The sequence below is a fragment of the Bhargavaea massiliensis genome (assembly GCF_018390575.1).
Taxonomy (GTDB): Bacteria; Bacillota; Bacilli; order Bacillales_A; family Planococcaceae; genus Bhargavaea; species Bhargavaea massiliensis.
The window spans coordinates 122026-147795 of record NZ_JAHBCJ010000003.1 but is presented as its reverse complement, the minus strand read 5'-3'; the positions used below and the strand labels follow the sequence as shown (position 1 = coordinate 147795).

Annotated in this window: 25 protein-coding genes and 1 riboswitch; of the genes, 15 read left to right on the top strand and 10 right to left on the bottom strand. The window is 51.9% G+C overall.

Annotation, left to right across the window (positions count from 1 at the left end):
• Window positions 1–42 precede the first annotated feature (42 nt).
• From KHA84_RS05625 to KHA84_RS05615, 3 genes are all read right to left on the bottom strand, one after another.
• Complete coding sequence (locus KHA84_RS05625; protein WP_213422556.1) at window positions 43–984, bottom strand: LCP family glycopolymer transferase; 942 nt, start codon at window positions 982–984, stop codon at window positions 43–45.
• Between the two features lie 182 nt (window positions 985–1166).
• Window positions 1167–1397, bottom strand: coding sequence for a hypothetical protein (locus KHA84_RS05620; protein ID WP_213422555.1), 231 nt, complete (start codon window positions 1395–1397; stop codon window positions 1167–1169).
• Between the two features lie 414 nt (window positions 1398–1811).
• Window positions 1812–2891, bottom strand: a complete 1080-nt coding sequence (locus KHA84_RS05615; protein WP_213422554.1) for a nuclease-related domain-containing protein — start codon at window positions 2889–2891, stop codon at window positions 1812–1814.
• Between the two features lie 222 nt (window positions 2892–3113).
• On the opposite strand from KHA84_RS05615, the gene KHA84_RS05610 reads away from it, so the two are divergent.
• Complete coding sequence (locus tag KHA84_RS05610; RefSeq protein ID WP_213422553.1) at window positions 3114–3347, top strand: hypothetical protein; 234 nt, start codon at window positions 3114–3116, stop codon at window positions 3345–3347.
• A 29-nt stretch (window positions 3348–3376) separates the two neighbouring features.
• Here KHA84_RS05610 and KHA84_RS05605 read toward each other — a convergent pair whose 3' ends face one another.
• The 6 genes from KHA84_RS05605 to KHA84_RS05580 form a co-directional block, all read right to left on the bottom strand.
• Entirely contained in the window at window positions 3377–3589 is a 213-nt protein-coding gene (locus KHA84_RS05605; protein WP_213422552.1) for a DUF2188 domain-containing protein, read from the bottom strand.
• 326 nt (window positions 3590–3915) lie between these two features.
• Entirely contained in the window at window positions 3916–4599 is a 684-nt protein-coding gene (locus KHA84_RS05600; RefSeq protein WP_213422551.1) for a class C sortase, read from the bottom strand.
• The gene (locus KHA84_RS05595; RefSeq protein ID WP_213422550.1) at window positions 4586–5413 is read right to left on the bottom strand and encodes a class C sortase; all 828 of its coding nucleotides are present in this window, start codon (window positions 5411–5413) and stop codon (window positions 4586–4588) included. Before KHA84_RS05595 ends, KHA84_RS05600 begins: the two co-directional genes overlap by 14 nt.
• Before the next feature lie 106 nt (window positions 5414–5519).
• Window positions 5520–7268 carry a SpaA isopeptide-forming pilin-related protein gene (locus KHA84_RS05590; RefSeq protein ID WP_213422549.1) on the bottom strand — a complete coding sequence of 583 codons (1749 nt, stop codon included), beginning with the start codon at window positions 7266–7268 and terminating at the stop codon, window positions 5520–5522.
• 13 nt (window positions 7269–7281) lie between these two features.
• The gene (locus KHA84_RS05585; protein WP_213422548.1) at window positions 7282–10002 is read right to left on the bottom strand and encodes a Cna B-type domain-containing protein; all 2721 of its coding nucleotides are present in this window, start codon (window positions 10000–10002) and stop codon (window positions 7282–7284) included.
• A gap of 281 nt (window positions 10003–10283) precedes the next feature.
• Entirely contained in the window at window positions 10284–10505 is a 222-nt protein-coding gene (locus KHA84_RS05580; RefSeq protein ID WP_213422547.1) for a DUF2188 domain-containing protein, read from the bottom strand.
• Between the two features lie 102 nt (window positions 10506–10607).
• Here KHA84_RS05580 and KHA84_RS05575 point away from each other — a divergent pair, with 102 nt between their 5' ends.
• The 5 genes from KHA84_RS05575 to KHA84_RS05555 all read left to right on the top strand — a co-directional run bounded on the left by KHA84_RS05575 (window position 10608) and on the right by KHA84_RS05555 (window position 16861).
• Entirely contained in the window at window positions 10608–11312 is a 705-nt protein-coding gene (locus KHA84_RS05575) for a GDSL-type esterase/lipase family protein (RefSeq protein WP_236823135.1), read from the top strand.
• A 1499-nt stretch (window positions 11313–12811) separates the two neighbouring features.
• Window positions 12812–12918: riboswitch (SAM riboswitch) on the top strand.
• A gap of 98 nt (window positions 12919–13016) precedes the next feature.
• Complete coding sequence (locus KHA84_RS05570; protein WP_213422546.1) at window positions 13017–14042, top strand: methionine ABC transporter ATP-binding protein; 1026 nt, start codon at window positions 13017–13019, stop codon at window positions 14040–14042.
• Window positions 14032–14694, top strand: a complete 663-nt coding sequence (locus KHA84_RS05565; RefSeq protein ID WP_213422545.1) for a methionine ABC transporter permease — start codon at window positions 14032–14034, stop codon at window positions 14692–14694. Before KHA84_RS05570 ends, KHA84_RS05565 begins: the two co-directional genes overlap by 11 nt.
• Window positions 14695–14749: 55 nt before the next feature.
• Window positions 14750–15616, top strand: a complete 867-nt coding sequence (locus KHA84_RS05560; protein WP_213422544.1) for a MetQ/NlpA family ABC transporter substrate-binding protein — start codon at window positions 14750–14752, stop codon at window positions 15614–15616.
• Window positions 15617–15658: 42 nt separating this feature from the next.
• On the top strand, window positions 15659–16861 hold the full coding sequence (locus KHA84_RS05555; protein WP_213422543.1) for a M20 family metallopeptidase: 1203 nt from the start codon (window positions 15659–15661) through the stop codon (window positions 16859–16861).
• A 176-nt stretch (window positions 16862–17037) separates the two neighbouring features.
• On the opposite strand, the gene KHA84_RS05550 is transcribed toward KHA84_RS05555, so the two are convergent.
• Window positions 17038–17931, bottom strand: a complete 894-nt coding sequence (locus KHA84_RS05550) for a LysR family transcriptional regulator (RefSeq protein WP_213422542.1) — start codon at window positions 17929–17931, stop codon at window positions 17038–17040.
• A gap of 123 nt (window positions 17932–18054) precedes the next feature.
• On the opposite strand from KHA84_RS05550, the gene KHA84_RS05545 reads away from it, so the two are divergent.
• The 9 genes from KHA84_RS05545 (at window position 18055) to KHA84_RS05505 (ending at window position 25765) form a co-directional block, all read left to right on the top strand.
• Window positions 18055–19032 carry a DMT family transporter gene (locus tag KHA84_RS05545; RefSeq protein ID WP_213422541.1) on the top strand — a complete coding sequence of 326 codons (978 nt, stop codon included), beginning with the start codon at window positions 18055–18057 and terminating at the stop codon, window positions 19030–19032.
• 312 nt (window positions 19033–19344) lie between these two features.
• Complete coding sequence (locus KHA84_RS05540; protein ID WP_213422540.1) at window positions 19345–19500, top strand: hypothetical protein; 156 nt, start codon at window positions 19345–19347, stop codon at window positions 19498–19500.
• A gap of 44 nt (window positions 19501–19544) precedes the next feature.
• Entirely contained in the window at window positions 19545–20240 is a 696-nt protein-coding gene (locus KHA84_RS05535; protein WP_213422539.1) for a PoNi-like cognate immunity protein, read from the top strand.
• A 17-nt stretch (window positions 20241–20257) separates the two neighbouring features.
• Window positions 20258–20983 carry a PoNe immunity protein domain-containing protein gene (locus KHA84_RS05530; RefSeq protein WP_336511108.1) on the top strand — a complete coding sequence of 242 codons (726 nt, stop codon included), beginning with the start codon at window positions 20258–20260 and terminating at the stop codon, window positions 20981–20983.
• Between the two features lie 192 nt (window positions 20984–21175).
• The gene (locus KHA84_RS05525; protein ID WP_213422537.1) at window positions 21176–22717 is read left to right on the top strand and encodes a T7SS effector LXG polymorphic toxin; all 1542 of its coding nucleotides are present in this window, start codon (window positions 21176–21178) and stop codon (window positions 22715–22717) included.
• Between the two features lie 23 nt (window positions 22718–22740).
• A complete protein-coding gene (locus KHA84_RS05520) occupies window positions 22741–23451 on the top strand; it encodes a PoNi-like cognate immunity protein (protein ID WP_213422536.1) in 711 nt (236 codons plus the stop codon).
• 150 nt (window positions 23452–23601) lie between these two features.
• Window positions 23602–24333, top strand: coding sequence for a PoNe immunity protein domain-containing protein (locus KHA84_RS05515; protein WP_213422535.1), 732 nt, complete (start codon window positions 23602–23604; stop codon window positions 24331–24333).
• Complete coding sequence (locus tag KHA84_RS05510; RefSeq protein WP_213422534.1) at window positions 24330–25052, top strand: PoNe immunity protein domain-containing protein; 723 nt, start codon at window positions 24330–24332, stop codon at window positions 25050–25052. The genes KHA84_RS05515 and KHA84_RS05510 overlap by 4 nt, the downstream gene beginning before the upstream one ends.
• The gene (locus KHA84_RS05505) at window positions 25049–25765 is read left to right on the top strand and encodes a PoNe immunity protein domain-containing protein (RefSeq protein ID WP_213422533.1); all 717 of its coding nucleotides are present in this window, start codon (window positions 25049–25051) and stop codon (window positions 25763–25765) included. Before KHA84_RS05510 ends, KHA84_RS05505 begins: the two co-directional genes overlap by 4 nt.
• The last annotated feature ends 5 nt before the right edge of the window (window positions 25766–25770 follow it).

The following is a 25770-nucleotide window of genomic DNA, read 5'->3' as shown; positions in this document are numbered from 1 at the left end:
AAAACCGGACCGGCCTCCTATAGCGGTGGCCGGTCCATTGGTTTATTCGATTTCCAAATGCTGTTTGAGTTCAGACGAGATGGTATTAAGTTCTTCATCATTCATCATGTAGTACCAGACGCCATTGATCGTCTGGCCTTGGCCTTTTTCCACATACAGCTGGTCCACCTGACCGATGGCACCGCGATAGTCCTGCAGGCCGAGCATCTCATCAAGTGTCATGTTCGTTCGGATGTTCTTGCCGACCGCTCCGAAGATGCTTTGGTAGTTCAGGAGGCTGTTGGCGGAAGCCCCTTTCTTGATGACGCCCATGATGACATCTTTCTGGCGGTCCTGACGGCCAAAGTCGCCGTTCGGATCCTGTTTCCGCATCCGTACGTACGCCAGCGCCTCTTCCCCGTTCAGTTCAACCGGCCCTTCCGGGAAGGTGTACTGTCCCGACGAGAATGCGAGGTTATTTTGTACGGTGACGCCGCCGACCGCGTCAACAATGTCCTTGAAGCTTTCCATATTCACTTGGACCACATAGTCAATCGGGATATCAAGCAGGTTTTCCATGCTGTCCATCGCCATTTCGATGCCGCCAAACGCATAGGCGTGGTTCAGCTTGTCCTTCGTGCCCCTGCCGACGATCTCCGTGTATGTATCACGCGGGATGCTGACCATCTTTGTCGTCTTATCCTGAGGATTCACAGTCAGAACAATCATCGTGTCAGAGCGGCCGCGGTCCCCTTCCCTCTCATCGACACCGAGAACGAGTACAGAAAACGGCTCCTGATCGGTCAGGCTTACCGGTTTCTCACGCTTGTCCGATGCCTCGCGCTCGATCGGCTCGTGCACCGTATCAAGCGTATCCTTGAAATCTTTATATACCATCGCCGCATACACACCGACCACAGCCAGAATCAGAACAATCGGCCCGACAATCCAAGGCCAGATCCGGCGCTTCTGCTTTTTCCGGCGCCGTCTTTTCTTTTCTTCCATTTCTCATTCCCCTGTCTTTCTGATAGTAAAGTGTAAACATTGTTAACATTATAATCGATGTTAAGGAAAAAGGCTCTATAAAATGTGAAAAAATTGGTAGCATGGCGGTTTCACTAATTGGACGGAATGGAGTAGCGCCAGGTTCCCGGGCATAGAAAAAGACCTCCGGGCCGGCCGGAAGCCTACTCTGAAAGATGAATGTTTCGTTGACCAAGCTCTTCCCGGACCGCGTTCTTCACCAAATCAGGCCCCGCACTCCCATACAACTTGATCAATTCAGAAGTCGTCATACTCTGAAACCGCTCACGGAGAGCCCCTTCCCTGTCAACCGGCTTGGAACGATACGTCTCCATCCACTCCACCGCCAAAAAATAAAACTGCGCCTCCGTAATCTCCAACAAATTCTGCCCCATCATGACCCCTCCCCTATACTTGTATATAGAGAGCTTGGCCAATAGAGTGACATCTTATACCCGCAGACACATAGTCAGTTGCGAGTGATGACGGCGGCAGTGTGAGTGGTTCCCCGCGCTGCGCTGCGTCAATACCATCATAACCTCAATAGCCATGCGCAAGACGAGTGGTCGCCTCCGCAACGCGAGGGCGCGGCTATCTGTAATGCCCCGTCGTTTGAGCCGGATTTTATCCAGTGCTTTCAATACCGAGGTGAGTGCTTCGAACGGGGACATGGGTGCTTCCAAATCTTTGACGAGTGGCTTGAAATTCCGTCTCAGCGACTTCACGGTCCCCTAGTCATCCCCGCGCGGGTACCTTCCCATTAGATAGGCAAGCTGGTGAGTGATGACGGCGGCAGCGTGAGTGGTTACCTACCGTAGGTGAGTGATTACCTCCTCAACCCTCTCTCTACCCGGCTTCCCCTTCCTGATCTCCAGTCCATCCAGGTCGGTATAGAGATTCAACGTGTAAGCAGTCCCAGTAGAAGCCCCGATAATGAGCAGTTCATACCGATTAAGGATCCGGCTTGCAGCTTGTTTCGTCTTGAGCTTGGCGAATGCCCGTAGTTGGGCATTATTGAGCGTCGGGTGGATCAGCAAAAACCAGTCGAGAATCAGCAGGCCATAATCCGTCTTAACGTTTTGGTCACAGTTTTTGCAGTGGCCGGTGCGCTCGGTTGCGCGAGTCAACTGGCTGTGGCATTCCGGACAGAGAAATCCACGCTTCAGGCGGTTCGCGTTGATGCCAAGACGCTTGCATACGGGTTCCCAGACAATCATATTTCGCTGGAGACCAAGCTTTTCGGCAAGTTGGACGAATGTCTCCGGCGTCAGACGGTCATCTAATTCCCGGTATGCTCGCTCCAGATAAGCCGGAATCTCCCTGACCGGAATGATTGGAGCTTCTTCCGGCAGCCCTTCCCACCGGTTCGTTGAAGCGAACGCGACCGTGCCGAAGACCGGCAGGTCGATTCCCTGTGCATCAAGCCACCCCTTCAGCGCATGCATCTGGCTCTCAAGCTGCACGATCGGGCACGTAAAGACCATGACGGACCCGTCCCGCTCCTTCCGCTCGATCCGTTTAGGCGCATGGAGGTACCGAAGTGCGCCCTTATATTTCTTCGCCTCGATTACCCAGATCGCTCGCTGCGTCAGGATGAGCGTGTCAATCTGAATGAATTCACCGGGTGCAGCTTCAATCTGAATATCCGTGAACACGATTCCCGGAATCCGCGTGCGCCGCACATACTTGTCCGACGCAATCTCCCCTAGATAGCCCGCCTGCTGGCGGTACAACTCCTCTCTCACCTCATTCAGCTCCGGCATTTTGACCCGCTCAACAGCCCGCTCCAGCGCATACAAGTAAATCGGATAACGTCGGATGACTTTTATGATGATTCCCCCTCTCGGAATCACCATAGCAGGCAAAGCGTCAGGTTGACGAATCTTCATTTTTCAATTTTGGGGCCGTATTTTGGCCCGAATTCCAATCTTCAAGGGGCTGAAAGCTGGCGAACCCTAGCCGATGTAGGAACATACCCTTCCCAAAATTAAAATTTAGCAGTTGGCGCATGAGTGGTTACCCCCAGCACTCCAGTGATTACCAAACCATCTTCCATCTCCCAGAAAAATGGTGTTTAATAGTTCTATACATTCGAAAGCAGGTGCAAGCAGATGATCAAAGATACATTCAGGGAAGCGCTGATCGCAGCAGCAGCCATCCTCGTCTTGAAAAGCATCACCAAAGTGCTGAACAACCCCTCTTATTTCTCAGAAATGTTCGCAGACGGCGCCGTGAGTGCAACCATTACGCTGATCGCCTCCTACATCATCATTTTCGTCTTCCTCTTCCTTCTGATGCTCGCAGTGAAGAAGTTCTCCAAGCCGCGGAGAACCGCAAGAAAATAAAACAGGGCTGTCGCCTGACAGCCCTGTTCCTACTCTCGTGTAACCTTCTCATATATATTCCGCTCCAGAATCCGGCCGTCCTCATCGTGAATCAGCATCTCCGATTCCTCACGCATGGCAATATCCTCCGCGATCTTGACGGCCTCTTCCTGTGTCTGGACAAAACAAAACGGCTCCGGCTCGCCTTCCCCCCGAATCGCCCATTTCCCGTCCACCGGAATCACATGCTGACTCTGAGCCATCACAACCACTCCTTCAGTTGATCTTCCTGATGATATTCCCATAAGAGCGCCATCCGAATCCCACTTTGGAGTGTGGGCTGGCGGTCTTAACCGTTACTTCGTTAGCTATGTCATGATAAAGAGGTTCCGGTCCGATGTCAAACCGGCATTAATCTAGGATTCTTGTATTTTCCAGCGAGTGGTTACCTACGACAGGTGAGTGATTACCTCCGTAAAGCCTCCCACTCCGCCCTTGATCACACTCGCCCAGACAGCCTCTCCCTCTACATAGGATCTGTCACTCACCGGCGAGTGATTACCCCGCCACTATGAGTGGTTACCTCCCCCTACTCCTCCCGCTCCGCATGCACCAGCAACCTCTGATAGTTCTGCGGATACGGATGACAAGTAAGGAGGGTGGCGAGGTCTTTTCCTTCCTGGATTTCGAGGGAGTCGGTCTCGTCCGGATAGATCACTTGCTGGGAAGTCACCCGGTAGGTGAGTTTGCCGTCGATCGTATGGACGTAGAAGACGTCGCCGGGCCGGAGCTGGTCGAGGTGGCGGAACATCGTTTTCGTCCACATGCCGCGGTGGCCGGCGAGTACCGTGTGGGTGCTCGTGCCTCCGAGCGGGAGCGAGGAGCCTTCGACTTGGCCGACCCCTTTGCTGAGGACCGTTTCCGATGAGCCCAGGTAGATCGGGGCATGGAGATTGAGCTTTGGGATTTCAAGTGCACCGAATGCGTCCCCGTCCCCAAACCCCATCGTTTCATTGTAGGAAACCATCAGTGCCTGCTGGTCCCCCCACGGATCCCGCAGGCCGTCGAGGTCTTCATGGATTTCTTCATTATATCGCCTGGCGCGTTCCATCAGTTCGGTGATGTCCGAATCCGACATGCCGTCCAGGACCGTCCTGAAATCCTCCGCCTGCTGGTGCTGCAGTTCTCGATTGACCAGTTGGGCGATGTGCGGGTAGGCCATGATCAGAAGCCCGGCGGCGAACAGCAAGATGATTCCTTTATACTTCCTCACGTTTCGCCACCTTCTTTCGGATCAGATAGAGGATGAAGCCGAGAATGAGCGCGGCCAGCACGTAGGGAATCCACTGCCGCTTTTCTTCCACCGCCGCGCTCTCCGCCTCGTCTTCCGGCTCAAACGGAACGCGCTTGCCGGTGACGAGCAGCCGGTGGGTGTTGATCATGTACGGGTCGCACGTCAGGAGCGTGACGAGCTCTTCCCCTTCCTTCATCTGCAGCCAGCCGGTTTCATTGGGAAGAACTGCGTCGATGTGCTGCACTTCGTACGCCATCGTTTCATCGAGCACCTTCACGTAAAATGGATCGCCGATTTCCAGCCGGTCCAGATGGCGGAACATCTTCGCCGTCGGCAACCCCCGGTGCGCCGTGAGCACGCTGTGGGTGCCGGGCTTGCCGGTCGGAAGCGACGACTGCTCGAGGTGGCCGACTCCCTGCGACAGCACTTCCTCGCTCGTGCCGTGGTAGATGGGCAGATCGGCGTCGATCTTTGGTATCTCAACGGAGCCGATCGCCGGCCCGATGTTCAGCGCATCGTAGTAGCTCCGGCTTTCTTCCTCCTCCCCGGACCCCGCCCCTTCGGCAAACGGGTCGATGAACTCGTGATCCATTCCGGCCAGTTCCTCGTTATGCCGGTCCGCCTTTTCCTTTTCCAGCCGGATCTCCTCAGCAGTCATGCCCTTGACCGTCTTGTCATACTCGCGGACGACAGACTGGTGGACCTGAGTGGAAAACAGGTTGGAGACGATCGGATAGGCAAACACCCCCAGCCCGATCAGAAATATCACGATCAGCACCATCTTTCTCTTCATGCGGCTCCCCCATCCCATACGCTCATTTCCATTGAACACCCGTCCACCCGTGGACCGGCCTTCAATAAAAACAAACAGGGGAGAAACGAATTCTCCCCCTCTTTCATTAGTCTTCTTTCGTCTCTGTTTGGCGCCGGCGCATAAAGAGCACGGATGCGCTCATCATGAGCATGAGGCCGACTCCCGTGAAGAGCGTCGTTCCGAGACCGCCGGTTGTCGGGAGGACCCAGGCGGACTTGGAGTTTTTGACCTCAGCTTTTGCTGTCTCATCGTCCACGATTTTAATTTCAATCGCTTTTGTCAGGAGGCGGTAGGACTTAAGCTTTCCTTCGCCATCCGTGTACGTCGGCGCCTTTGTCTCATGCAGATAGTAGGTGCCCGGCGTGAGGCCCGTGATATCGAACGTTCCGTCTGCACGTGTCGTTAGTTTCTCAAGTAGGCCATTGTAAGTTTTATCGTTCCATTGGACAACATCGCCCATTGCGGAAGTATCGATGATGTTTTTGCCGTCTTTATCCGAAGTGAGCTTGAATTCCGCTCCGGACAATTTCTTACCGTCTGCCGCGTCAATCTTGAGCACGTTCAGGTTCCCCTGTGTCGGTGTGACGACCGGCGGAGTTTCCGGTTCTTCAGGCTTTGCCGGCCCGTCAATGGTGGACCAGCCGAAGTTGTTGTCGAAGTCGAGCTTCGCTGTGTTCTCAATGCCGGTTTCAGCAATGGCATCCGGCTTGATTTTTGCGTTGAAGGTGATTTTAATCTTACCTCCGGTCAGTTTGGAAGGAACCGCAGTCCACTTGAGCGTCTGGCCTTCCTGGGAGAATGTGAAGGCATCTTTGGATGCACCCTCCACCGACCACTTACCCATAAACTCCAAGCGGCTGTCGAGTTCGTCGGTTACGATGAGCGCTTTATACTGGTCGATGTTCTCAGGTGCAATGATCGTGATGTTATAGTTGAACTCCTTGTCACGGTCGAAGTCGAGCTCTTTCTCGTCATTGGCGTCCTTGTCGACCGTCGGGATCGCATAGTTGGTGACGGTTCCATTTTCCGCAAACCGGGCGACGTTATTCCAGACGACTTCAATATCCTGGCTATGTTTATTTGGTTTTTGAACGGTGAATCCGATTTTAGTCTCGTTCAACGCGTATCCGTAAGGCACTCCCGTTTCCTTGAAATAGTAACTACCGGCTGCAAGGCCCGTAACATGAATCAGGCCATCATCTTCTGTCGTGCGTGCCGGAATTGGGTTACCTTTGTTGTCCAAGGCTTCCGTGTCATCTGCGTTATAGAGCTTGAACGTGACGCCTGCCAGCGGCTCACCCTTCTCATTAACTTTCTTCAGCTTTACATCCGAGCGGATCGTTTCGTTTTTCGGGTAGATGTGGACGTTGTAGTTGAGCGCATTCCCTTCCTTGTTCGTCATCGGGATGTCGACGTAGAACGTATCCGGGTTCAGGATAATGTGATCGGGACCGTTCGTCTCTTTCACTTTATATCGGCCGAGCTCAAGGCTGTTCGCCTTCGTAAAAGTGACAGTTCCGTCAGCGCCTGTCGTTCCTTTGATTTCAGCGCCACTCTTCTCTGTCCATGTGTCGTTTTCAGGGTTATAGCTGTGGGTTTGTTTCAGAGTGAACTCCACACCCTCAACAGGTTCGCCCTCAGCTTCCTGCCCAGCGTCGCCATTTGCTTCTCCGCCACTCCTTTCATCCGGCTCCTGCTCGAATTTATGGATGGTCAGGCTCGGGTTGTCCGCAGACCCCGTCGTCGTGTAGGCAAACGCCATCTGAGGAATCAGCAGCGCCAAGAACAGCAGCAGCGCCGACCAGATTCGGAGCGATTTTTTTCGTTGTTTCATTTCCATTCTCCTCTCACTCGTACATTCTCTTTTTCTTCCGCAGCGTGAACACCGCCGCTGCCATCATCATGACGCCCACCATGTAGAACGGAATCGTGCCGAATCCGCCGGTGGCCGGGAGTCCCCAGTCCGTCGGGGTGTTTTTGACCGTCTCTTTGATATCCAATCGGTCTGCGCCGATTTTGATCTCGATCGGTTTTGTCAGGAGCCGGTAGCCTTCCGGCGCCTTTGTTTCAACGAGCAGGTAACTGCCCCAGTCCAGATTCCCGAAGAAAATCTTTCCGTCTGCCCCGCTCGTTCCGGTGCCGATGAGGTTTCCGTCCGTATCCCGGAGCTCGAACTCGGCTCCGGCGAGCGGGTCTCCACGTTCATCGACTTTCGTGACGGTGAGCGAGCCCGTTCGCGCGGTGTTCGTGACGATGAACTCCCCGTTTGCGCCGATGCTGTAGGAAACCTCGTACTGCTCCGGCACTTCCGGTTCGGTCACGGTGTAGCTGATTGCCTTTCCGGTTTTGGCATCGTATTTGCGGAGGTCGGCGAAGGTTCCCGACCAGTTGTTTTCTCCGCTCAGGATGACGGTTATTCCGGTCTCCTCACCGTCTGCAAGAAGCTCGATTGTCACCGGTCCCGCTTCAGGCCCGACCCATTCTTTGCGGACATCGACGCTCGTCACCGCATCGTTTGTGTTCACGATCGTGAAGCCGGTATCGGCAGTTCCACTGATGTCCGAGGAATACCCAGGTACCGGGACTTCTTTCACCGTGTAGACGATCTCCGCTCCGGTTTTTGCGTCATACTTCCGAAGTCCTTCGAAAGTGCTTCCCCAGCCATTCTCTTCATTAAGAACGAGACTCTTCCCCGTCGGAGTGCCGTCTGCCAGGAGGTTGACCGTCACCGACTCCGCTGCCGGTCCAATCCATTTTTTGTCTACCTTGATGTCGATCGTGCCGCTATGCGTATTCGTGAATGTGAACCCTTTATCTACTGATCCGCTCAGTTGGGTGGTGTATCCCGGCACCGGCACTTCTTTGACCGTGTAGGTGATGGGTTCTCCGGTTTTGTCGTGCAACTTGTTCACGGAGAACGATCCGGTCCAGTTGTTCTGTGGATCAAGCGTGAGTGTCTTGCCGGTATCCGCTCCGTTGGCAATGAGTTTGATTGTGACTGGCCCGCCTTCAGGCCCGATCCAGGCCTTATTGACCTTGATCGTCAGCTGGGCGGGATTGTACGTGTTTGTGACGGTCAAGCCATCTAGTGTTTTTTCATAATTGGGCGGGACGGATGCTTCGTCGATGGTATAGGTGTATAACTTTCCGATAGGGCTGTATGCAGGCACCTGGTTCCATTTAAATGTCCAAGCATCCTTCTCAGCTCCATTGACGACCCCAGTATCCATCACATGAAGCTCATCGCCTTCTGCCTGAGCCATCAGCTGAAGCTTGATGGCGGGGCGTTCGGTTCCGCCGACCCAGACTTTATTGCCAATGACATTGATTTTAGGGATGTCGACGACCAGCTGTCCACCTACGTCATGCCCATTGCCGATTCCATCGACGAAGAATTTATGGGTGGCATTGTCCAGCAGGTTAAGAACATCCTCATTAAACTTGTATACAGTCCACCGCGCATCCTTGGTATTTCCTTGAATACCTACATCAGGTTTTTTCTCTTCTCCATCGATAAAGATTGATTGCATGGCCACATGCTTATCGGGGTTGGTCGCCTTGACCCCAGCCAATTCCATATAGTCAAGTGCATGTGTGGATCTGACTGCCACATAAACCGTGTTGGCATTTACCCACATCAGGAGCGGCATCGTATGTGAGTTGGTCGAAACCCCTTCCAGAGTGGTCGGGACGACTACGGCGTTCGGATCGAGATCATAATACTGAGCACCCACATTCATCGGCGCGAGTACTTCCGCCTCCACAGCAACCGGCGCCACGGTGCCCAAGACGGCTTCTTTTTCTATAACGACTGGCTCTTTCTTGCTCTCCGGTGCTTTTTCAGGGGCTGGATCCTCTTTTTTCGGTTCTGCCTCTTTAACCGGTGTCTCTGATTGGTTTGCCTCTTCGAGATCTGCAGATGGCTCAGGAGCGGTTTCGTTTCCGGACGGTTCCTGGGCCGGTTGTTTAGCTGGAGCGACTTCTTCTGCAGGGGACTCCTTTTCTTCAGCTGGTTGTTCAGTCTCTTTTTCAGGCTGCGCAGCCGGTTCGGCGTTTTCCTTTTTCACTGGTTCCTCGGCTTTGGCGGCCTGCTTTTCGGCGGGCTGTTCAGCCGGCTTTTCCTCTTCCTTGATCTCCGGTTTGATCGCTGCGGCGCGGTCGGCTGCCTGGAATGTTCCGTCCGGGTAGTCGGCGACGGCTTTGATTTCATGGAAGTCAGGATTGGAGTCGGTGACGCTCGCGGTTACATTCATAACTAAAGCGCCACTTCCAGCGGGCAGCTGGACCGTGTAGCCGTCGCCCGTGTTGGACACTTGATCGTCCGGAACTCCGGCGATTCCCGCCGGCGACAGTCCAGCGCCGAAGATGATCTTCGCCTGGATGCCGTCATGTTCGGTGCCGGACGCGTTCACGGTCACGCGCCATTGGACCGACTCCGCGGTTTGTGAGGTTTTTTCGATTTTTATCCGCCCCGCGTCATCCGACTGGGCGTTTCCGAAAACCGGAACCATCAGCTGCAGGACTAAAAGCACAGCCAGCACAACCGATAGTCCCTTGAGTCTCGACATGACCCCTCCTCCTTTCGCTATCTGTTGGGTTTAATCTCGTAAACTACTGTTTAATAGAGCAAAACAAGCCCTACATACCTATATTTATGAAAGTGATAGAGGAATTATGACCTAATTAAGAAATATTTTTTGATTAATTTCATTTTCTAAAGAAGGACTTACGTAATGGTTTTTCCAAATCAAAAAAGCCGCCGCTTTTCTCCCAATGGAGCAAGCGGCGGCTGGTTTCGGTTATGAGTGAGGACCGTTCGGCAGTGAGTGGTTACCTGCCGGTTCGTCCCTTATCCTTTCGGCGGATGCGGGTCTTTTCCGTAGGTGTTCCGCTCCCGGATTTTCCCGTCTTCCCCGTGGATCAGCAGTTCGGAGCGTTCTTTCTTCGCGATGTCCCGTCCGATTTCAAACGCTTCCTGCTGGGTGCCGACGGTGTGGGACGGCTCCGATTCGCCTTCCGCTTTCACGGCCCATCCGCCGTCCACCGGGATAACATGCTGGTTCTTGCCCATGTGCCTCATTCCTTCCGCTCTAAGTTTATTACTCTCTACCCTGATTCCCGGCCGGCCAAATCGGGTAAAAAGCCATTATTGACTCACCAGGGAGATGACATCATGAAGATTATAAAGACCGCACTTATTGTTTCGATTGCGCTGAATGTGCTGCTGGTCGGGGCGGCAGCGTTTTACATTCAAATGAACGGCGGTGAGCGATTCCTCAAGGAGCAGTGGCGCACGCTCACATCCGACCAGCCGTTCAACGACTATTACCTGAACCAGAAATCCGTGTTCGAGGCGGCGCCGGCCAATGCCCCGGTCGATAAGGCATTCATTGGCGACAGCCTGACCGACCACGGACAGTTCGGCGAGTATTTCCCCGGCGAAACCGTGATTAACCGGGGAATCCGCGACGACACGTCCTATAATGTGCTGCACCGCATCAAGGAAGTCGTGGATCGCGAACCGAAGGAAGCGTACATCCTGGTCGGCATCAACGACATCATGGAAGGCGTCGGGCCGGAGGAGTACGAAAAGAATGTAAGGAAAATCATCGAGGCGTTCGATCATGGGAAGACTGAAGTGACGCTGCTTTCCATCCTTCCGGTGAACCATGACCTGATCGGGAACTCCATCCGTGACGAAGAGATTGCGAAATACAACGGGATCCTCAAAAAGATCGCGGAAGAAAGAGGCGTCCGTTTCGCCGATCTGCATCCGGCGTTTCTGGATGATAAAGGCCAGCTTGATCAGCGGTATACAATCGACGGCGTTCACCTGAACGGCGCCGGGTACGACGTATGGATGGAAAAGATGAAATGAAGGGAAAAGCCACCGGCGGCGCCGGTGGCTTTATTTGTCTTAGAAGGTGATCTGGCATCCTGGCAGCGGCAAGCTCACGCATCCGACGAAAGCAACATGAGGCAACCGGTTTCGTCATTCGCCGCTCCGGTTTCGCCATTCGCACACTTAGTTTCGTCATTCCGCTCCCCAGTTTCGTCATTCGCGCTACTCGCCGGTGCGAATGACGAAACTTTCCGGCCCAATGACGAAACTGAGCAAACGAATGACGAAACTTTCCGTACGAACAAGGCATGAACTCCCGCCTCGCCCCCTACTGAGATTCCGCCAATCGGGGGAAGTAATGACATCGGGTGGCTCATTGCCTATGGGGGCCTTGCAGCCTTTTGAATAGTTACTTCGCCAGATCAGTCGCCGGCCGTGGCCGGCGTTCCCTTCAGAAAGGTTTTGCCTTGGTATGGGCGAGTGCTTCCAAAACGGTGGCGAGTGCTTCGAACGGGAGCCCCAGTGCCTCCAAATTTCCCGCGAGTGCTTCGAAACCTTGCCCCAGTGAATCGAATGATGAATTCCACACTTAACGGAGGAAGGCCACAACTGGAACTCCTACCTCGCCCCCTACTGAGATTCTGCCAATCGAGGATGAGTGGTTACCTCTCGGGGATGAGTGATTACCTCGGGTTGCTGGGGGCCATGCAGCCTTGTGAATAGCTACTTGCCAGATCAATCGCCGGCCGTGGCCGGCGTTCCCTTCAGAAGGGTTTTGCCTTGGTATGGGCGAGTGCTTCCAAAACGGTGGCGAGTGCTTCGATCGGAAGCGCCAGTGCTTCCAAATCTTCCGCGAGTGCTTCGAAACCTCACCCCAGTGACTCGAATGATGAATTCCCCACTTAACGGAGGAAGACCGCAATTGGAACTCCCGCCTCACCCCCTACTGAGATTCTGCCAATCGGGGATGAGTGGTTACCTCTCGGGGATGAGTGATTACCTGGTTGCTCATTTGCCGGCCATGTCCTGTTGTCTCGTGAGTGGTTATTTTTCGGGGATGTGGAATTACCACGGCTGGCCCTTTGCCGATCGGCCACGCTGCCCGGCGAGCGGCTTCCCCGGCAGATCAATCGCCGGCCGCGGCCGGCGTTCCTTATCAAAACGGTTTTCCCCCATGAGAAAGGGGCGAGTGCTTCCAAAGAGGAGCCGAGTGCTTCGAAGGAGATCACCAGTGTGCTTCATACCTGGTGCGCTCGTATGACGTCATGATCGACTCTCCGGGGGATTTTATCGAAGTGTACTATTTGAATCTGCAGTCGGGCGAACAGCCGGAGCTGCCGGATCGACTGTACGTGCTCCTGTAGAATGGCACCATGTTCTACACCCCGGTCGAGCGGGATGTGAGTGAGCTGGATACCTCGGCGCCGGGTGCCAAGAGGGAAATTTCTTTATTTTTCAAAAAGACGTTGACTTTTTGCTTCCTTGACTTTAGTATTAGTTTAAATTGTTGCAACAATTCGAATATGAGAATCACTTTCTTATCAAGAGAGACTGAGGGACAGGCCCTGAGACGTCTCGGCAGCGGACTCGTTTGAGCACCGTGCCAATTCCTGCAGATGCTGCAGCATCTGGAAGATGAGAAGGAGATGGCCCCATAGGCCCTCTTTTTCTTGTTGATGAGAAAAAGAGGGCTTTTTCATATGTTGTACACCTAGCATTGGCTATCAGGAGGGTTGCCGGATGATTGAATTCAAGCAAGTGTCCAAGACATTCCGGCTTGGAAACCGAGACGTGCATGCAGTGAAGAATGTGTCGCTCACCGTTGAGCAAGGCGATATCTACGGAATTATCGGGTTCAGCGGCGCCGGCAAGAGCACGTTGCTGCGGCTCGTCAATCTGCTGGAGCGCCCGACGGAAGGAACGATCGAGATCCAGGGGGTGAACGTCGCCTCACTGCCGGCGAAGGAGTTGCGGAAACAGCGCCGGAATATCGGGATGATCTTCCAGAACTTCAATCTCTTCAACTCGCGGACGGTGGCGGGCAACGTCGCCTATCCGCTAAAGCTCGCCGGCACTCCGAAGAGCGAAATCGCGGTGCGTGTCGAAGAGCTGCTCCGGTTCGTCGGCTTGGGTGACAAAGCGAACGATTATCCGGATCAGCTTTCCGGCGGGCAGAAGCAGCGGGTCGGAATCGCCCGTGCGCTCGCGACCAATCCGGATATCCTTATCTGTGACGAGGCGACCTCAGCACTTGACCCGGATACGACAGCCGACGTGCTCCGGTTGCTGAAAAAGGTGAACCGGGAACTCGGAATCACGATTCTCCTGATCACCCACGAGATGGAAGTCATCCAGTCGATCTGCTCGAAGGTTGCAGTCATGGAGAACGGCGAAGTGATCGAATCCGGCGGCGTGTTCGATGTATTCACAAACCCGGGCCACGAGACAACCAGACGGTTTATCCGATCCGTCCAGCAGGACCTCCCTTCCCCCGGAGTATTGGCTGAGTGGCGCGCAACCGGCGGCGGCAAGCTGTACCGGCTCCTGTTCAAGGGAGCGATTGCCAACGAGCCAGTGCTGTCGAAGGTGACCGCAAAGCACGGCGTGACGTTCAACATCGTTTATGGTTCGGTGAGGGAGCTGCAGGAGCGGCTGTTCGGCAACCTGATTGTTTCGTTCTTGGGCGAACCGGCGAAGGTTGCGGCCGCCATCGAAGAAATCGCGACACTGACCGACATCGGGGAGGTGAATGAAATTGGGCGTTGATTGGCTTACCTTCTGGCCGCGAATCGTTGAATCCACCGGCCAGACGATCATCATGGTCATCGCAACCTTGGTGTTCGGTTCGATCTTGGGCATCATCATGGGGCTCCTGCTCTTCGTGACGAGGCAGGGCAACATTCTGAAAAACAAAGTGGTTTTCAATTTGCTGAACCTCGTCATCAACATCATCCGCCCGGTGCCGTTCATCATCTTCCTTGTCGCCATTTCACAGCTGACGCGCCTCGTCGTCGGCACGACAATCGGAACGGCAGCTGCGATTTTCCCGATGACGATTGTTGCAAGCTTCACCATTGCACGCGTTGTGGAAAACAACCTCGTCAGCATCGACCCGGGTGTGATCGAAGCCGCCCAGGCGATGGGGGCGAGCCCGCTCCGGATCATCTTCACGGTCCTGATTCCCGAGGCATTGGGCCCGCTCGTATTGGGCCTGACGTTCGTCACCGTCACCCTGATCGACTTCTCGGCCGTCGCCGGGACAGTCGGCGGCGGAGGCCTCGGCCACATCGCCATGACGTACGGCTACCAGCGGTTTGACGGCAGTGTCATGATTGTCACCGTGCTGATCCTGATTGTCCTTGTGCAGCTGGCGCAGTGGCTCGGGAACACGCTGTCACGGAAAATCATGCGCCGCTAATCAAAGTAGAACAGTTCGAAAAATAAACCTATCTCAACTAAAAGGAGACTTCATCATGAAAAGAATCTGGATTCTGGCTATTGCCCTGGTTGCTTCCCTTGCCCTCGCTGCATGCGGCGGAGCGGGCGCATCAAATGGTGACGGTGAAACCGTCACAGTGAAAATCGGCGTAAACGGCTCGGACGGCGCCCAGTGGCCGATTCTCAAAGAAAAAGCCGCGAAGGAGGGCATCGAGATAAAACTTGTTGAATTCGCCGACTACACGCTTCCGAACTCTGCCCTGGCAGAGGGGGACATCGACCTGAACGCCTTCCAAAACATCGCCTTTTTGGCCCAGTACGTGAAAGAAAGCGGTAATGACCTTGAGCCGATCGGTTCCACTGTCTTCGCCCCTATGGGCCTGTACTCCGAGAAAATCAAAGACGTGTCCGAACTGAAGAAAGGAGACAAAATTGCGATTCCTGATGACCCAACTAACCAGGCGCGTGCCCTTCTGCTTCTCGAAAGTGCCGGCCTTATCACACTCGCGGATGACTTCGGCCTGTTTGACGACCCATCCAAGATCACAGAAAACAAACTCGACCTCGAGCTTCTCCCGATGACTGCCCAGCAGACGCCTCGCGTGCTTCCGGATGTCGCAGCTTCCGTCATCAACAACGGCATTGCCGGCCAGGCCGGATTCTCCCCAGCTGAGGACGCGATCTTCAAAGAAGACGAAACGAATGAGGACGTCCACCCTTACGTCAACCTCATCGCGGCAAACTCGGAAGACAAGGACAACGAGACATACAAGCGAATCGTTGAACTATATCAGGAATATGATGTTGCCAAGGCAATCAAGGACGACACAAAAGGAGGCTCAGTACTCATTAAGCTCAACCTTGACCAGCTGATTGGTACGTTCGAAGACTTGAAGAAATAAGTCACGGAAAGATTTTCATTCTATTAAATGGAGGGATTATCAATGACAGTTGCACAGGATACGAAAAAGAGGATTTATGATTCCATCGAGGAAAACCGGGCGCGATACATCGAAGTGAGCCATGACATCCACGCACGGCCAGAGATCGGCAACGAGGAAGTGTACGCAAGCGGACGGCTCGTGGAACTTCTTCAGGAAGCCGGATTCACCGTAGAGACGGCTGTCGCTGGGCACGAAACCTCATTCCATGCCGTGAAGGACAGCGGGATCGACGGCCCGGCGGTCGCTTTTCTCGCCGAGTATGACGCGTTGCCGGGCCTCGGCCATGCGTGCGGGCACAACATCATCGGCACGACTAGTGTTGCAGCTGCCATTGCACTGGCAGAAACATTGGACGAGACCGGAGGACGGGTGGTCGTGCTCGGCACACCGGCGGAAGAAGGCGGGCCGAACGGCAGTGCAAAGGGGAGCTTCGTCCGCCATGGATTCCTGGAAGATATCGATGTGGCGCTGATGATCCATCCGGGGGCCAAGACTGGACCGACAGTTGAAACGCTGGCCGTTGACCCGCTCGATTTCCACTTCCACGGCCGCTCCGCCCATGCATCGGGTTCCCCTGAAAAAGGGATCAATGCACTCGACGCCGTGATCGGCCTGTTCAACGGCATCAACGCACTTCGCCAGCAGCTGCCGTCCGATGTCCGCATCCACGGCATCATCACCCACGGGGGCGACGCACCGAACATCATCCCGGACTATGCTTCAGCCCGCTTCTTTATCCGCGCCGAAACATGGGCCCGCACGGAAGAGACCGCTGCGAAAGTACGCGCCGTCGCGGAAGGAGCGGCACTCGCGACAGGCGCGACGGTCAAGATCGAACGCTTCCAGAATGAAGTCCGTGACTTCGTCTTGAACAGCGTACTCGACGAGGCACTTGCCGAAGAGCTGGAAGCGGTCGGCGAAACCGTAGTCTACGAAAAGCGCAAAGGCAAAGGTTCGACCGACGCCGGCAACATCAGCTACGTCGTCCCGACCGCCCACCCGCACATCAAAATCGGCCCGGATGACCTGATCGGCCATACCAACGAATTCCGCGAAGCCGCCGCCTCCCCTGCCGGCGACGAAGCACTGATCCGAGGCGCGAAAGCCCTGGCCTCGGCCGGACACCGGCTGCTGACGGATGCCGTCCTGCTCAAACAAGTGCGGGATGAATTTGAAAAGGCATTGGCTGCGAAAGTTGATTGATGTGAACTGGTTATCCCCCGGAATCTTTGCGGATCCGGGGGATTTTTTGTGTGAATTGTGGTGAGTTCCCACCAAGGGGGCATGAGTTCCCACCTCCCCTCTGCTGAGCTCCTACCAATCGGGTGCGAGTTACTACGTCACCCCAGTAATAACCCAAAAAACCCTCAGCTACTTTTTCAAGTACTGAGGACTTTTTTATTCGCAAGCGGGTATGACATTTCGCCGACCCGTTCAAATGTTTCGATGAACTTTTCGAGTGTGGACGTTAAATAGGCATCTTTCCGCCTGATGAATATTGTGTTGATTTTACTATATTTTTCAGGCAAGTAATGGCAGTGCACCATTCCTCTTTCTTCCAGATGGGCAACGGCTGATTTGGGAACGAACGTAATGCCCAGCCCCATCGTGACGCTCCCCAAAATCGTTTCCAGCGTCCCGAACTCCATTAATTTTTGCGGTGTGATGTTTTGATCGTTATACCACTTTGCCAGTCGTGCCCGGTAGCCGCATCCTTCGCTAAAGCAAAGAATCGGTTCTTCTTTTAGTTGATCCAAAGACGTCTTTGTACTGTCTGATATCAGGACAAGCTCTTCTTGAAAAACATCATGGGACACCAGTTCAGGATGGTGATCGATTTCCGTCACGAACGCACCGTCCAAACGGTGGTGCAGCACATCATCCTGGAGTTGATGCGTAACCCCACTGAAGAGTGACAAGTCTACGTTTTTATACTTTTTGTTATATGAAGCTAGTATCACCGGCAGTTTCATAACGGTTTCGACAGTCCCGATTTCCAGTTTGCCTGCCGGTTCAGTTTTGCTTTGAACGACTTTCTTCATTTCATTTGTCAGCGCAAGAATCTTTTCGCAGTAAACCAGAAGTTTTTTTCCTTCCGGCGTTAATGTCATTCCGCGACTATGACGGTTAAAAAGAGCGGTATTCATTTCAGTCTCAAGTTTTTTAATTCTTGAGGTGATATTGGATTGGACATAACTTAATTCTTTAGCCGCATCGGTCACTGTCCCTTTTTGTGCAACCATTTGAAAAATCTCTAAATCTTTAAATTCCATATGATCACCCCTCCCCCTTATGATATCACTAATTGAGATGGAAGGTATCAATATCGTTCATTTTTAAAGATATCTCGTCTATGATTTAATTAGAGGTAACAGAGTTGAAGGAGACAGAACATCATGAAGAACACCGTAGTATGGGCCGCTATGTTATGCCTGATTTCTGCAGTTTCCTGGGGAGCCATGTTTCCGGTTGCGAATCATGCATTTCAGCATATCGACCCATTTTACTTCACACTTTTCCGGTATGGTTTTGTAACGATTATTTTAGTTGTATGGCTGTTTTGGAAGGAAGGGAAGGAAGCTTTCCGTTTTGAAGGGAAGGGCCGGCTTCTCTGGTTTTTTGGAACAATGGCCTTTGCGGTTTATAATTTGCTGATTTTCTGGGGACAGGATTTATTGGGTGATCCGGGTACGATGATTGCTTCGATCATGGAATCGTTAATGCCGATGATTTCTATTGTGATTGCTTGGGTGTTCATCAGGCAACGGCCTCATGCCTTTACGATGTTTTGTGTCGTTCTTGGGTTTGTCGGCGCATCGTTGGTCGTAACAAAAGGTGATTTCGGTGCCTTTTTCTCCGCTTCAAATGCGGTCATTCCATCTTTATTGATCTTTATCGCAGTCGTTGGGTGGGTTGTGTACACGATGGGCGGAACCCGATTCAGTAACGATGGCTGGTCTGCATTGCGGTATTCAACTTTGAGCTGTTTGCTCGGAACGGCTACTGCGGCTGTTGTCGTGATTGGTGCAACGCTTGCAGGATATGTCGCGTTTCCAACCGTTGAAACATTGACCATTACAAGCCCGCATATCGCATTTATGGTCATCTTCCCGGGAGTGTTCGCCCTGGTGGGGTGGAACTATGGCGTAAGTGTCATCACACCGCTGAACGGATTGTTATTTCTTAACTTTGTGCCCGTTACAACGCTAGTCATTCAAACTCTCCAAGGTGTAAGCGTCACGGCTTATGATTATATCGGCACCGTTTTCATTATCCTATCCTTACTTTTAAACAATCTGTTTCTTCGGTTACAGCAGAAGGACAGGGAAACAAAAGAGGATTTCAGAGGAAGATTGCAGGAAACGGAAGCATAACAGTAGGGCTGACTTGGAAGACATTTCAAGAGCTCATTTAAGGAGGAAGGCCGCGGCCTTCCTTTTCCTTTTGGGGTGGTTACCACCTTGCGCCCTCCGAAACACCACCTCCAGGGGGGGCTGAATCCCTACCTCCCCCCTGAATTACGACGTATTGCAGCGTGGAAATGAAGAAGATTAAGGAGCGAATCGGGAAAGGCATGAAAATCATCGGATTTTTCTTAGCCTTCGTCCTCCCAGCCATTGCTATCGAAGAGGATTATTACTTAATCCGCACTCCCCTATTTTCTGATCGGCGGTGGCGCCCTCATCATGATTGGCGATTGGCTGGGCGGAGAAAAAGCCCGCTGGATGTTGCTTATGATCGCGGCTCTCTTAGGCGTATTCTTTCTTCTTGTTAACGAACAAATCCCCCTCGCCATTTTCTTTATCACGGTCGTCTTATATCTGATCGAGCGGAAAGAATAGCGGGAATCTCCCGTTCAGGACTTGGATGAAAAGAGGGATGAGAAATGGTAGTGAGGGATTCATCGCGCAACGAAGAGTACTACAATACCCATATCGAAAAGAAAAACACCAGAATCCAACAGATTGAAAAGGTCTTGCATACCGTCATCGAACAGCGCGGGGCACACGACGAAGGCGCGAGGAATGGTTACCTTTTCCTCGCCAATCATTACCTCGACCGGATCATCGCCATGTATTCAGCCGGACGCCCATTGGACGAAATCAGCCGCCTCTTCCCCGGCGTCATCGAGATGATGGAGAAATCCTGGAACGGAGAGAACTATGAACAGATGCTGCAGGCGCTCTCCATCGGGGTCATGCTGGACGTCGAGGAGGAGCAGTTCAGCCGTCTGGCGGATTTGGTCAGGAAGTACGAACTCCGTGATGGTCTGATCGAGTTTATGATCGATGGGCATCCAGAAGGGCCCCTTCTATTTGCTGAGCCTTATGCGAAACTGATGAAAGTCCTCCAAAGTGACGGAAATGGACAGGTGGAACGATTGCGAAGCTACCTCGAAAACCATTGGTACGACGGCCATAAGGACTCCGGCTGGCACGACACGCACAAGCACGAGGATCCGATCTACAGCGGATATTGGAGCTTTGAAAGCGGAGCGGTGGCGAAAATTCTCGGGCTTGATGATGAAAAACTGATGAATGTGCGCTACTATCCATACGACCTCGTTCACTATCGGCAGTAAAGGAGCTGTTTCCCTTGGTGAGAGACCCCTTAAAAGACGAGAACTATTTCAAAGAATTCATAGAAAACCACGACGCCCGGATTGCAAAGTTCGAACAGGCCTCCCATGCCCGAATACAAGAGAAGGGGCCTGAAGACGACGGCGCCCACACAATAGCCACCTACTTGAACATGCTGTACTTCAACAAATTCATCGCCATGTACTCAGCGGGCCACCCCCTGGATGAAATTAAAGAATTTCTCCCCAAACTGATTGAAATCATGGAAAGGTCCTATGCCCCCGGTGTGGACCATGATTACGACTACTACATACAATCCTTATGGCTGTTGTCCATCGCGGTCATGCTGGATCAGGATGGTGAGGACTTCGAGAGGATTAAAAGGATAGCCGGTATTTATCAAGCCAAGGATGCATTGACCGATTTTCTTTTGAATCCAGAGGGCAACGGGGAGTCAGAGAACCCCCGATTTTTTGTCGCCCGTCCATATTCCAAACTGTCCTGCGTCATGAATGCCCCAGATCAGGAGACCGCATTGGCACATCTCACCGACTACATAAAACATGAGTGGTACCCTGCCCACGAGCCCGCCGCCTGGCATGATACCCATCAGTTCAACGACTATATTTACCGTGGATATTGGAGCTTTGAAAGTGGGGCCGTTGTGAAAGTTTTAGGACTCGATGACAGCAGCCTGAAAGATGTCCCCTACTACCCGTATGACATGGTTCATTATAAGAATTAACAAGAAGGCATCCACATCGGGTGCCTTCTGTTCGTCTGCTCTTCTATGAGTTCTTACCTATAAGACAGCATCCATCTTCCTCCACATCTCAAATCAAAACGGGCTAAACGATGCAGTCCCTCACCCACCCCTCAATGGTAAACTATTGGTAATTGATCTTGCTGTGCAATCCGCGGAAGAAGGTGATGGAGCATGAAGGTGTTGGATGTCGCCCAATTTAAGGAGGGGCTGGCGCGCAATAAGGAGACATTGAACCGGCTGGAGAGCGAAATGACGCTCATTATGGATTCCGTCAGAGAACTGATCCAACTTAACGAAGCACTGAAAGGCCAGGGCGGAGACGCCATCAGGAGATTTTATCAGGAGTGCCACCTGCCGTTTCTCGAGTATTTCCTCATGTTCAAAGAGAACTTCTACAGCACATTATCCAGCATCGAATCTGCAACAGATGCACTGGAGCCCGCACCTGACGGTTACATAGACGAAGGTTTCATTGAAAGTGAAGTAGAGAATGGGCTGCATCTGATTACCAGAATCTCCAGTAACCTGACGGATGAGACCAATGCCATCATGGACCAGGTTGCCGATATCGTCAGCCTCCCCCACCTGGATGACAGCCAGGTACAGGATGGCGTACTCGATGCACGCCGCGAGAAGATTCAGACCGTCAGTGACCTGAATGAATTCGACGCCGCACAGACAAACCGGCTGATGCCCGCATCAGACCAACTGCAGGCAATGGAAAAGTGGATCGCTCAAATCGAATCCTTGTTCCAGAGCGGACTGACTGACGTTGATTTCCCTGCACAGCAATGGGCCGCAGTGACAGCCAGGTCCCCGCTCCAACTGGGACTGGCACATCAATCCGCAACGATGGATAGCGTCAGCGGCCTGAACGGCATGGAGAACCCTCAGAATGTTTTGTACAATAGAAGGAACCTCGGCTCCTCCACTCTCGAAGGTCTCACTCCTGAATCACTGATGACTGCTCCTAATGCTGCAATCGGAAACAGCACCGAAAAACCAGAAGCAGAAAGCGAGAACGGATTCCTCAAGGCTGCAAAAGACTTTGCCGACGTTATGCTGTTCGACGATTTAAAAACCATCACGGACAAGGACTCCACCCTCCTGCAAAAAGGATTTGCCATCTTCGGAATGACGCCGATGGGCAAAGGTGTGAAGGCCGGGAAGCTTGGATTTAAACTGGTTAAGAAATCTTCAATCGGAAAGTGGTTCAAAACCGACGCCAGCTATGCAGCCATCAAAGGAAAACGCCACTACACCGCTGCACAAATTCAGCAGCGGAATGCAATAAAATCTGTAGAATCCGGAAAAACCAAACTGAAAAACAATCAACAAAAAGGCAACTACGGCGAGATGAAGATGGACGTGCATTATGAGAGTCAGGGGTATTCTAGAATTAGCAGAGATCGAGTAACGAAGTTGGAGCAAAAGATTGTTCAGGGGATTGATGGAGTGTACGAGAATTCCTCTCCACCGCCGAAGTATATAATTGCGGAAGCAAAATATAATAGTTCTAGACTAGGTCATACAAAAAACGGGAGACAGATGAGTGATAAGTGGGTAAGTAGCAAAGACCGCTTAAGAAATGCGGTTGGAAAAAATACGGCACGAGAAATTGAATTTGAAAAGCTTATTAACCCGAGCAATGTTCAGAAGAGACTAGTCCGAATTAAAAAAGATGGAGAAATAGTCGAAAAAGGAATCGATTAATTTGGTTAACAAGGAGAGTTCAAATGGTAAGAGATTTTCTTAGGGACAAAAATTACTTTGAAGAGTTTATTAAAGACGAAGAAGCGAACATCGAAAGGTACGAGCAAGCAATGGCGATGGTTATTGAACAGCGCGGTGAGGATGACGAGGGGGTACAAGCAGGATACACTATATTAACTGGATATTATTTTATAAAATTAAACGCTTTATATTCAGCAGGACGACCAATTGAAGAAATTCGAAATTTATTACCTAAAGTTATTGAGCTGATGAAAAAATCCTGGGATGGCAATGACTATGAACAAATGCTATCAACCTTATCGATTAGCGTCATGCTTGATATTGAAAATAATCAATTCGAACAGTTAATAGAAATGGTAAGGAAACACAACCTGCATGACTCGCTAATTGAGTTTTTAATTCAAGGAAAACAACACGAAAAAAGCACCCTTAAAGGCCAACTTCTATTTGAGGTACCCTATCTAAAATTGGTCCAAGTTATACAAAGCAACCAGACTGAGGCTGTAATAAAACTAAAGGATTATCTTGAGAAGTATTGGTATGAAGGGCATAACGATTCTGGGTGGTATGATACCCATAAAAATAGCGATGATATCTATAATGGTTACTGGAGCTTTGAGAGCGGAGCCGTTGCAAAAATCCTTAGACTGGATGACAGCATCCTGAAAGACGTCCCCTACTACCCGTATGATCTGGTCCACTATAATAACTAATTGAAAAGCGTCCGCAATGGACGCTTTTCTTTTTCAGATCCTCCCCCTTTAAAGCCCTGCCACCGCTGCCATCCTGACAGAACACTGATGCCCTCATCTCCAAATGATAAACTGTTCGTATCGCAATCATAGTGAAGGGTAACGATGCCGATGAGAGACCATCTGAAAGACGAGAATTATTTCGGAGAATATATCGAACAACATCATTCCGCAATCGTTGAGTTTGAGGACTTGGCGGAGCAACTGATCAATGAGCGCGGAGTGGGCGATGAAGGTGTCGATAACACCTATGACTCTCTGAGTGTTTACTCTTACAGCAAGTTGATTGCCATGTATTCTGCCGGACGCCCGCTTCATGAAATCAAGGACGCTCTTCCAAAGCTGATCGATCTGATGGAAAGAAGCCGGCCTACAAATGCAATTGGAAACTATGACGATTACCTTGAAGTGGTCTGGCTGCTCTCTATAGGGATCATGCTGGAGGTCGACGAGACATCGCTCTCCCGTGTGAAACAGTTGGCAAAGATCTATGAGGAGGATACTTTGGTTAATTTTTTTCTGGACCCTCGGGATTCACGCCCCAAGTCCACCTTCTTGTTTGGCCGCCCCTACAAAAACCTTCTGCCGGTCATCAGCGGTACCGACCCTGCTCAGCAGGTCCTCAGTCTAAAATCATACTTGGAAGATGATTGGTATAAAGGCCATGGCAAGGCATGGTGGTTTGATTCCCACTTAATTGATGACATAATCTATCCCGGCTACTGGAGTTTCGAGAGCGGAGCGATTGTGAAGATCTTGGACCTGGATGATAGCAGCCTGAAGGACGTCCCCTATTACCCGTACGACATGGTGCACTTCAAGGAACGAGAGGGTCATAGATGAGAGATACCCGCAAGGACAAAGCATATTTTGATGGTTACTTGAGATTTTATGAGATGCAGATCAATAGATTCAAGGATGCAATGGGAACGATCATTTCCGAAAGAGGTACTGATGATAAAGGTGTTCAGAGTGGGTTTGTTTCACTCAATGTGTTTTATTTCAACAAGCTGATTGCCATGTACTCAGCGGGCTGCACGATTGATGAGATCAAGAAGTTTATCCCGGAGGTCATCGATAACATGGAGAAAGCCTGGAGGCCATCGATAATCAAGAGCTATGATTATTACATTAAGTGCGTCTGGATGCTGTCCATCGGCTACCTGCTCGAGCTTGATGAGAAGCAGATGGACCGGCTCGGGCGCCTGGGAGAGACCTACCGGAATCGGGATGCGTTGATTGATTTCCTCGTGGATGGCAGGGTTGAAAATCAGGCATTTTTCCTGGACGAGCCTTATCCTAAACTTTGGGATGTACTGACAGGCAGTGATGCATCGGATCAGGTTATTCAGTTAAAGGCATACCTGGAAAACGATTGGTATAAGGGACACGAGGAAGTTGGCTGGCACAACACCCACCACAAAGAAGATTATGTTTACCGGGGGTACTGGAGCTTCGAGAGCGGAGCGATTGTGAAGATCTTGGGGCTGGACGACAGCAGCCTGAAGGACGTCCCCTATTACCCGTATGACATGGTTCACTATAAAGGATGTATGGAATGAAAGACCAATACAAGGACACGGCCTATTTTGAGGGTTTTTTGGATAATCATGATGCCAGAATCACAAAGTTCGAACGTGCCGCAGAGGCGTTGATTGCAGAAAGAGGGCCTGACGGTGAAGGCGTCTACACGCTCGTCAGCTATTTGGAAGTCCTTTATTTCAACAAGCTGATTTCTCTGTATTCGGCGGGACGCCCTTTGGATGAAATCAGCGGATTCCTCCCTGAAGTGGTCGGGATCATGGAGAGAGCCTATACCCCTTCGGTGATCCGGAACATGGATTACTACAATGAATGCCTTTGGCTGATGTCCATCGGGATCATGCTGGAGATCGAGGATAGGCTTATGACTAGGGTCAAACGGATTGCCCAAATTTACCGTGATCATGACAAGCTGATGGATTTCCTGATGAACGGTTCGGTGAGCGGAAACCGCCATTTTCTTATGGACCGGCCTTACGCAAAATTAGCCAATGTCCTCATGGCGTCCGACAAAGATACTTCCGTCATGCACCTCGCTCAATACCTGCAAAACGACTGGTACCCGGACCACGAAGGCACCGGCTGGCATGACACGCATGAAATTGATGATTTTGTTTACCGGGGATATTGGAGCTTTGAGAGCGGAGCGATCGTGAAGCTCCTCGGTCTGGATGACAGCAGTCTGAAGGACGTCCCCTACTACCCGTATGACATGGTTCACTACAAAGGATGAATGAG

Bases quoted from the DNA above. Each gene is read 5' to 3' on its own strand.
- KHA84_RS05540 (WP_213422540.1), top strand. From the start codon at position 19,345: ATGATTGGCGATTGGCTGGGCGGAGAAAAAGCCCGCTGGATGTTGCTT.
- KHA84_RS05515 (WP_213422535.1), top strand. From the start codon at position 23,602: ATGAGAGACCATCTGAAAGACGAGAATTATTTCGGAGAATATATCGAA.
- KHA84_RS05620 (WP_213422555.1), bottom strand. From the start codon at position 1,397: ATGGGGCAGAATTTGTTGGAGATTACGGAGGCGCAGTTTTATTTTTTG.
- KHA84_RS05615 (WP_213422554.1), bottom strand. From the start codon at position 2,891: ATGAAGATTCGTCAACCTGACGCTTTGCCTGCTATGGTGATTCCGAGA.
- KHA84_RS05535 (WP_213422539.1), top strand. From the start codon at position 19,545: ATGGTAGTGAGGGATTCATCGCGCAACGAAGAGTACTACAATACCCAT.
- KHA84_RS05585 (WP_213422548.1), bottom strand. From the start codon at position 10,002: ATGTCGAGACTCAAGGGACTATCGGTTGTGCTGGCTGTGCTTTTAGTC.
- KHA84_RS05610 (WP_213422553.1), top strand. From the start codon at position 3,114: ATGATCAAAGATACATTCAGGGAAGCGCTGATCGCAGCAGCAGCCATC.
- KHA84_RS05580 (WP_213422547.1), bottom strand. From the start codon at position 10,505: ATGGGCAAGAACCAGCATGTTATCCCGGTGGACGGCGGATGGGCCGTG.
- KHA84_RS05595 (WP_213422550.1), bottom strand. From the start codon at position 5,413: ATGAAGAGAAAGATGGTGCTGATCGTGATATTTCTGATCGGGCTGGGG.
- KHA84_RS05575 (WP_236823135.1), top strand. From the start codon at position 10,608: ATGAAGATTATAAAGACCGCACTTATTGTTTCGATTGCGCTGAATGTG.
- KHA84_RS05510 (WP_213422534.1), top strand. From the start codon at position 24,330: ATGAGAGATACCCGCAAGGACAAAGCATATTTTGATGGTTACTTGAGA.
- KHA84_RS05570 (WP_213422546.1), top strand. From the start codon at position 13,017: ATGATTGAATTCAAGCAAGTGTCCAAGACATTCCGGCTTGGAAACCGA.
- KHA84_RS05520 (WP_213422536.1), top strand. From the start codon at position 22,741: ATGGTAAGAGATTTTCTTAGGGACAAAAATTACTTTGAAGAGTTTATT.
- KHA84_RS05505 (WP_213422533.1), top strand. From the start codon at position 25,049: ATGAAAGACCAATACAAGGACACGGCCTATTTTGAGGGTTTTTTGGAT.
- KHA84_RS05605 (WP_213422552.1), bottom strand. From the start codon at position 3,589: ATGGCTCAGAGTCAGCATGTGATTCCGGTGGACGGGAAATGGGCGATT.
- KHA84_RS05625 (WP_213422556.1), bottom strand. From the start codon at position 984: ATGGAAGAAAAGAAAAGACGGCGCCGGAAAAAGCAGAAGCGCCGGATC.
- KHA84_RS05560 (WP_213422544.1), top strand. From the start codon at position 14,750: ATGAAAAGAATCTGGATTCTGGCTATTGCCCTGGTTGCTTCCCTTGCC.
- KHA84_RS05525 (WP_213422537.1), top strand. From the start codon at position 21,176: ATGAAGGTGTTGGATGTCGCCCAATTTAAGGAGGGGCTGGCGCGCAAT.
- KHA84_RS05555 (WP_213422543.1), top strand. From the start codon at position 15,659: ATGACAGTTGCACAGGATACGAAAAAGAGGATTTATGATTCCATCGAG.
- KHA84_RS05590 (WP_213422549.1), bottom strand. From the start codon at position 7,268: ATGAAACAACGAAAAAAATCGCTCCGAATCTGGTCGGCGCTGCTGCTG.
- KHA84_RS05550 (WP_213422542.1), bottom strand. From the start codon at position 17,931: ATGGAATTTAAAGATTTAGAGATTTTTCAAATGGTTGCACAAAAAGGG.
- KHA84_RS05545 (WP_213422541.1), top strand. From the start codon at position 18,055: ATGAAGAACACCGTAGTATGGGCCGCTATGTTATGCCTGATTTCTGCA.